This window comes from Streptomyces sp. NPDC001027, from assembly GCF_040299045.1.
Taxonomy (GTDB): domain Bacteria; phylum Actinomycetota; class Actinomycetes; order Streptomycetales; family Streptomycetaceae; genus Streptomyces.
This window is the reverse complement of the sequence record NZ_JBEPBI010000343.1, coordinates 1-6,364: the sequence shown is the minus strand read 5'-3', so window position 1 is coordinate 6,364 and position 6,364 is coordinate 1. Positions and strand designations below refer to the sequence as shown.

7 protein-coding genes and 1 pseudogene are annotated in these 6,364 nt (G+C 69.5%); 4 read left to right on the top strand and 4 right to left on the bottom strand.

Annotated features, from left to right (window positions below):
• Positions 1-5: 5 nt before the first annotated feature.
• Entirely contained in the window at positions 6-446 is a 441-nt protein-coding gene (locus ABT300_RS40050; protein ID WP_351686917.1) for a response regulator, read from the bottom strand.
• 533 nt (positions 447-979) lie between these two features.
• Positions 980-1,456, bottom strand: a complete 477-nt coding sequence (locus tag ABT300_RS40045) for a MarR family transcriptional regulator (protein WP_351686915.1) — start codon at positions 1,454-1,456, stop codon at positions 980-982.
• 133 nt (positions 1,457-1,589) lie between these two features.
• Between ABT300_RS40045 and ABT300_RS40040 the strand changes: the two genes are divergently transcribed.
• The 3 genes and pseudogenes from ABT300_RS40040 (at position 1,590) to ABT300_RS40030 (ending at position 4,408) form a co-directional block, all read left to right on the top strand.
• Complete coding sequence (locus ABT300_RS40040; protein ID WP_351686912.1) at positions 1,590-3,032, top strand: DHA2 family efflux MFS transporter permease subunit; 1,443 nt, start codon at positions 1,590-1,592, stop codon at positions 3,030-3,032.
• A 79-nt stretch (positions 3,033-3,111) separates the two neighbouring features.
• Positions 3,112-3,751 (top strand): annotated as a pseudogene (locus tag ABT300_RS40035) (aldehyde dehydrogenase family protein); the annotation flags it as partial.
• 33 nt (positions 3,752-3,784) lie between these two features.
• On the top strand, positions 3,785-4,408 hold the full coding sequence (locus ABT300_RS40030) for a helix-turn-helix domain-containing protein (protein ID WP_351686920.1): 624 nt from the start codon (positions 3,785-3,787) through the stop codon (positions 4,406-4,408).
• On the opposite strand, the gene ABT300_RS40025 is transcribed toward ABT300_RS40030, so the two are convergent.
• Positions 4,391-4,819, bottom strand: a complete 429-nt coding sequence (locus tag ABT300_RS40025; protein ID WP_351686909.1) for a hypothetical protein — start codon at positions 4,817-4,819, stop codon at positions 4,391-4,393. The genes ABT300_RS40030 and ABT300_RS40025 overlap by 18 nt on opposite strands.
• 115 nt (positions 4,820-4,934) lie before the next feature.
• Positions 4,935-5,552, bottom strand: a complete 618-nt coding sequence (locus ABT300_RS40020) for a TetR/AcrR family transcriptional regulator (RefSeq protein ID WP_351686907.1) — start codon at positions 5,550-5,552, stop codon at positions 4,935-4,937.
• 154 nt (positions 5,553-5,706) lie between these two features.
• Between ABT300_RS40020 and ABT300_RS40015 the strand changes: the two genes are divergently transcribed.
• Positions 5,707-6,364, top strand: a 658-nt coding sequence (locus ABT300_RS40015) for an aldehyde dehydrogenase family protein (protein ID WP_351686898.1), incomplete at its 3' end; no start/stop codon positions are given.

Below are 6,364 nucleotides of genomic sequence, written 5' to 3'. Positions count from 1 at the left end.
CCCGGTCAGCGGCGGCCCGTGGCCAGGACGACGAGGAACTGACCGCCGCCCGCCTCGATGTCGGCGGTCACCGGCAGTCCCGGTACCAGTCGGGAGAACCGGTCCACCAGCCACTCCGCCGCTGCCTGGGCGTCCTGCCTGGTCGGGCAACGGCCCACCACCTCACGGCCTCCCTTGCGCTCCAGCCTCGCGGCAACGCCGATCAGCGGCGCGGGTTCGACCACGTACAGGTGGTCCGGCCAGGCGATGACCGCCTTCACCGCACCCTTGCGGGTGTTGCACCCGCGGTGCGCGAGCCGCTCGGTGACCTTGGCCTTCCGGTCTGCGGTCCGACTGTCAACGCTGGGCCCCTGCGGGTCGTTCACCGACTTGTCGGGGTCGACCGGCTCGTCGCACACCCAGCACCGCCAGCCGTCACGTTCAGCCACATCATCGAGGAGACTCATACAGGCAAACTAGCGTGCCCGGCTGCCACTTCGTGCACCAGGACATAGGCAGCCAGGTGAGCCGTGGTCCATGTGGTTCGGCGAACAACCTGAGAATGATCAGGAAGCTCCGGCCACCGCCCGACTTCGTCGGCCTCTATGCGGAGGGCGGGATGACGGGGATGGCCGTGTCAGCTGCAACATGTCAGCTCTGCGCAGCCACCCTTTCGTCCGAGGGGCTGCGAACGAAAGCCCTGTCACTCCTTGACCTGCGTGCAGGCCCGGAGTCTGAACGTGTCCATCGGCCGGCTGGGTCCGGCTGAGCGGAGGACGCCTCCAGCCGGTGCGCCGAAGCCGTCCCGCCCCGGTCCCGGCGGACCGCTCGGCTCGAGGAACCACGGCCCTGCCACCCGCCATGCGGAGGGCCCAGTCAGTCCTCGTCGGCGGTGAGGCGTAGAGCCGCTCCGTCCGCCACAAGAAGGGGACACATCCAAGGTCGATCTGTATGGACGGCAAGCTCAAAGGACGAAGAGCCGACGTCCTCGCAGGCCGCGTTACTGCGGAGCCTTGTCGCGGGTGCGGGCGCGGGCCGAGGTGCGCGGCGAGAGGTGGCGGGCCAGCACTTCCAGGGCGTCTGCGACCTCCTTACGGTCCTCGGGTGTGCTGTCGGCGAGGGCGGCGGCGAGCGCGTCCTCGATCGTTCCGGCTCTGACCTTCATGACGCGGGCTGAGAGTTCGGGGGCCTGACGAACGAGGAGGCGGCGACGGTCTGCGGGGTCCGGGGCGGTGATGGCGGCGCCGGCTTCCTTGAGGCGCGCGACAGAGGTGGACACCTGGCTCTGGGGCAGGCCGGTGCGGGAGGCGATCTCCCCCACGGCGCTGTCCGGGTGGGCGGCGACGTCGCTGGCGACGATGAGCACGGCGCGGGTGCTGCCGCCGTACCGGCCGCTGCCGCCTTCGGGTTCGGGCATCGCGGTTTCGCCGATCTTCATCAGGGTGCGCCCGAGAAGGAAGAGCTCGACTCCATTCATGGGCCTAGGCTACCCCAAATGCATCACGAATGATACATTCTGCTTGATACATCTTTCTTGATGCATCAAGACAGATGAGTTACCTTCGTTGCAGGCACCCGGAGACCGCCGGGCCGAGAAAAGGAGCAGGACTGTGCGAAAGTGGCGAGCGAACCCCTGGGCCGTCCTGGTGACGCTGTCGCTCGGGTTCTTCATGACCCTGCTGGACCTCACCATCGTGAACATCGCGATCCCGGACATGATGGACGGGCTGAGTGCCACGCTCGGCCAGACCCTGTGGACGGTCAGCGGTTACGCGCTGACTCTCTCGGCCCTGATCATCACGGCCAGCCGGCTCGGCGACCTTCGCGGACCGCGGAACCTGTTCGCGGTCGGTCTCGCCGTCTTCACCCTGGCCAGCCTCGCCTGCGGCCTCGCCCCCACTCCGACGGCCCTGATCGCGGCCCGCGTCGTCCAGGGCCTGGGCGCGGCCCTCCTCACCCCTCAGACGATGACGTTGATCGTCGCGGTCTTCCCAGCCGAACGGCGCGGCACCGCCATGGGCATCTGGGGCACGGTCGCCGGTCTCGCCACCCTGTCCGGGCCGACGCTGGGCGGCTTCCTGGTCTCCGCCCTCGACTGGCGCTGGATCTTCTTCGTCAACCTGCCGATCGGAGTCGCCGCCCTCGTCCTGACCTTCCTCGTCGTCCCCGACATCCGGCCCGGCCGCGCCCACCGCTTCGACCTCACCGGCGTCGGGCTCGCCACCGGCGCCCTGTTCTGCCTCGCCTTCGGCCTGCAGGAGGGCGAGAGCTACCACTGGGGCGCCGGGATCTGGGCGCTGCTCGCCGCCGGGGCCACGCTCGCCGCCGCCTTCCTGCTCCACCAGCGCCGACGTCAGGACCGCGAACCGCTCGTCCCCTTCGCCCTGTTCCGCGACCGCAACTTCACCTCGATGACCGTTCTGGTCGGTCTGGTCTCCGTCGCGATGCTCGGCCTGGTCCTGCCCTTCAACCTCTACCTGCAGTCGGTGCTCCACCTCAGCGCGGTCAAGGCCGGGCTGGTGCTCGCGCCGTCGTCGCTGGTGTCCATGACCGTCGGCCCGTTTGCCGGACGCCTCGCCGACCGTATCGGCGGCAAGTACCTCCTGCTCACCGGGCTCATCTGCTACGCAGCCGGGATCATCGCCATCGCCTGCATCGCCGCACCGGGCACTGCCTGGTTCGCGTTCCTGCCCGCCACCCTGCTGACCGGTCTGGGCGTCGGCTGCATCATCGCCCCCATGTCCACCGAAGCCATGCGGAACGTGCCGCGCCACCTCGCAGGCGCCGCCTCCGGCGTGAACAACACGGTGCGGCAGACCGGTTCGGTGATCGGCGCCGCCGCGGTCGGCGCGCTGGTGCAGGGCCGCCTCGCGGCCGAACTCGCCACCGGCAAGACCTACGCCGCCGCCTTCACCGCCACCCTGCACACCACCGCGATCCTGCCGGTCGCCGTCCTGATCGCCGGCGCCCTGGTCTGCCTCCTCCTGCGGCCCCGCACCGCCCTGCCCGCCGCCGCCCCGGCCGCCACCGCGCAGCCCGCCACCGCAGCCTGACCCGCAACCCCTCCCCCCGACGGGCCGGTGCCCGACGCCCGCACCAGGGACGGAACGTCAACTTCGAGGACATTGGTGTGCGCGGTCACTCCTGCGCGACGCCGCCCTCGCCTCGGGAGCCCCCGAGCACTGCATCCAGTGGATCGAGGCTCCGTCCGTCGAGGCGACCGGCGCCCTGATGCGCCACCCGGGCGTGTCGCTGATACTCGCCACGGGCGGCAACGCGATGGTCAAGGCGGCCTACTCGCCGGGCAAGCCCGCCCTGGGGGTCGGGGCCGGCAACTCCCCGCGTACGTCCACAGGAGCGCCAGGCCTCGCCGCGCCGTCAACGACCCGGTGCTGTCCAAGTCGTTCGACAACGGCATGATCTGCGCCTCCGAGCAGGCCGTCATCCTGGACGACGAGATCTACGACCCGGCGCTCGCCGAGTTCCGCACGCTGCACGCCGCGTGACGACCGCCGAGGAGCAGGCGAAGCCGGGGACCTTCCTGTTCCCTGCGGACACCGCGGGTGCGGGTTGTGAGCCCAAGGTCAACGCCGCCTCTGTCGGGCAGAGCCCCGAGTGGGTCGCGGAGCACGCTGGTTTCCCGGTGCCCGCCGGCACCTCGCTCATCCTGGTCCAGACGGACCGGGTCAGCCCCGAGGAGCCGCTGACCAGGGAGAAGCTCTGCCCGGTGCTCACCGTGCTGCGCGCCCGCTCGGAGCAGCAGGGTTTCGACTGGCCGCCGACAGGGGCGTCCAGGCGCCTTGGGATCGGGCGCAAGACGGGCTACCGGTGGCGAGCGGAGAACGGTGGCCTGCAACCGGACTACCTTACGGAAGCCTCGCGTTCGGGCCGGTACCTGTCGCTGCTGGAGCGTCGGAGGATCGCCTCGCTGCGTGGTCGCGGCCTGGCGATCCGGGAGATGGTCGGCCTGCTCGGACGGGCACTGTCGACGGTCAGCCGGGAGTTACGGCGCAACAGCCGCCCGCACGACTACGGCAGGTACGACGCCGACCTGGCCCACTGCGCGGCCGCGAACGGGCCGGACGTCCCCGACGTTCCAAGCTGTCCATGGATTCCGAGCTCAAAGCAGAGGTGCAGTCCGAACTGGACATGGAGTGGAGCCCGGAGCAGATCGCCGGTGTCACATAGGCAGGCTCGTTGTCACCGGGACCCTTCCACCCCCACACCGATGGCGTCCGTCAAGGCGGAACAAGCTCAGACCCCGACCCCCACCCAACCAGGCGGGAAACACCCACCACGAAGACCAACACGAAAACGGTCCACCGACTTCGTCGGCGGACCGTCACGAAACTTCGAGGCTAAGCGAATGGGTGAATACGCGCCCGGGCGGATCGCACCGGTGAGAAAGCCGTCAACTCCACCCCTCTGAACCGTAAGCGCATGCGACCTTCGCCGAGCCCGACACCTTGCAGACTTCGACCCAGACCCGAGTCTGCTCCGGAAGGTCACCGGTTTTCCAACCCGTGCAATAGGGCGAAGCGTGACCTGCGGTACTGGCGGTGCGAATGACCTTGCCGGTGTCTCGATTATACAGCCACGCCTTTATCCCGAGCCTGTCGGCGTGCAGGTCGCAGGCTTTCAGCGCGTCACCGGGCAGACTTCCGGCCGGATCGGCATGGAACCACCCGTACCCTGCAGAGGGGCAGTACTCGAACCCGCACTGCAAGGCATGGACAGTGGCATCTTGAATCGCCAGCGTCGGAGACGCATCAAACACCACCAACCCCGCAGTCGCTACCGCCGCCGTGAGCGTGCTCTTCAGGAGACGAGAAATCCGCACGGGTCTCCCTCTCTATTGACGGGTCGGCTGAGCTGCCCGCATCGGTCTTGGAATCAGAGCTCTGCCCTGTGCAATTCCCGGACGTCTCTGCGGCGAGCACAGGGATGTGCGGCGCTCACCCGTGTGTTTGCGCCCCGACGGCGCGCATGAGGAAGGGCAGCAGGCGGTCGGCCGTCTCCGCCGCGGACTCCTCGTCGACGTCGTCCGGCATCAGCGGAGTGAGGAAGAACCTGCTCATCATGGGGCCGATCACCAGGTCGCCGAGCAGGCCGGCGTCCTCGACCGGTGAGATCTCGCCCCGGTCGGCCGCGCGGTGCACGATCTGTTCCATGCGCTCGCGCACAGGCGTCACGAAGGTGTTCGTGAGGGCCTCCGCCAGAGCGGCGTTGTGTGCGGCCTCGGCGATCAGGGACCGCAGCACCCCTCCCTCCTTGCCGGTCATGGAGGCCGCCTTGGCCCGGAGCAGGGCACGCAGGTCGCCTTCGAGGGCACCGGTGTCCGTGGCCGCGGTGAGCTCCTGGGCGTAGGCCGCGGCGGCTGCGACGACCAGGACCTCCTTGGACGGCCAGCGGCGGTAGAGGGTGGCCGTGGAGACGCCGGCGCGGGCGGCCACGGCGGCGGTGGTGAGCCCGCCGTAGCCGCTCTCGCTCAGCACGACCAGCGTCGCCTCCAGCAGCGCACGGTCCCGCGAGGCGTCCCGAGGGCGCCCTCGGCGTCCCGCCGCCCCGGTCATCGGTTGGCTCCCGAAGGCGCACAACGCCGCGGGCACAGGTACAGGCCGGGGCTACCGGTCGGTGCGACGGGTGCGGGGTGCGTGGGAGAGGTCACAGCGGAAAGCATACACTCATACGAAACGAAATGATTTCGTTTCGTATATGCTCGGGAACATGGCGACCAACACCCACGTGGACATCGACTCCCCGGCAGATCAGGCGGCGGCGACCGTTGCCCGCCTGCACGCTGTCTTCCGCACAGGCCGTACCAAGCCTCTGTCCTGGCGCAAACAACAACTTCGAGCACTGCGCGCTCTGCTGACCGAGCATCAGGAAGTGTTCGCGCAGGCGCTGCACACCGACCTCGGCAAGAGCGCGACCGAGTCCCACGTCACGGAGATCGGCTTCCTCGTCAGGGAGATCGATCACACCCTGCGCCGCCTCGACCGGTGGCTGCGCCCGAGCAGGGTCTCCGTCCCCCTGTCACTCCTGCCGGCCCGGGCCTGGACGGTGCGCGAGCCGCTGGGCACGGTGCTGATCATCAGCCCCTGGAACTACCCGCTGAACCTGGCCCTGGCACCGCTCATCGGCGCTCTGGCGGCCGGCAACTGCGTCGTCCTCAAGCCCAGCGAGGTCGCCCCGGCGACCTCGGCCGTGCTCGCCCACTGGCTGCCCCAGGTCCTGGACCCGCAGGCCGTGGCCGTCGTCGAGGGAGGCGTGCCGGAGACGACGGCACTGCTGGACCAGCGTTTCGACCACGTCTTCTACACCGGCAACGGCGCCGTCGGGCGCATCGTCATGGCGGCCGCGGCCCGCCATCTCACCCCGGTCA

Coding starts and splice junctions, on each gene's coding strand:
- ABT300_RS40045 (WP_351686915.1), bottom strand. CDS start 1,456: ATGAATGGAGTCGAGCTCTTCCTTCTCGGGCGCACCCTGATGAAGATC.
- ABT300_RS40050 (WP_351686917.1), bottom strand. CDS start 446: ATGAGTCTCCTCGATGATGTGGCTGAACGTGACGGCTGGCGGTGCTGG.
- ABT300_RS40020 (WP_351686907.1), bottom strand. CDS start 5,552: ATGACCGGGGCGGCGGGACGCCGAGGGCGCCCTCGGGACGCCTCGCGG.